The sequence below is a fragment of the Hungatella sp. SL.1.14 genome, assembly GCF_024460495.1.
In the GTDB taxonomy this organism is placed as follows: domain Bacteria; phylum Bacillota; class Clostridia; order Lachnospirales; family Lachnospiraceae; genus Hungatella; species Hungatella hathewayi.
In genome coordinates this window covers 1-364 of the sequence record NZ_JANFYJ010000193.1, presented here as the reverse complement: position 1 = coordinate 364, position 364 = coordinate 1, and the positions used below count along the sequence as shown (strand labels likewise).

The 364-nt window shown below is 50.3% G+C and carries 1 protein-coding gene; it reads left to right on the top strand.

What is annotated here, in order from left to right; translation table 11 throughout:
* The coding region (locus NE473_RS30630; RefSeq protein WP_349769267.1) for a DNA cytosine methyltransferase at positions 1–364 on the top strand (364 nt) is incomplete at both ends.

The window sequence follows — 364 nt, the reverse complement described above, 5'->3', positions numbered from 1 at the left end:
GAAAGACTTGCTTATAGATTGCTTTGCCGGAGGTGGCGGGGCAAGTGTAGGAATAGAGATGGCACTGGGACGGCCGGTTGATATAGCTATCAATCATGATCCGCAGGCGATCCGAATGCACAAAGTTAATCATCCGGATACGCTGCATCTGACCGAGGATATATTTAAGGTCTATCTTAAAAAATATGTTGCTGGCCGCCATGTAGCGCTTATGTGGGCGTCTCCGGATTGCACCAGTCACAGCAAGGCAAAAGGAGGACAGCCACGTAGCAAGGGGCTTAGAATCCTGCCGTGGGCGGTGTATAAGCACGCAACGGCAATTCTTCCGGACGTAATCCTGATGGAAAACGTCGAGGTAATACAG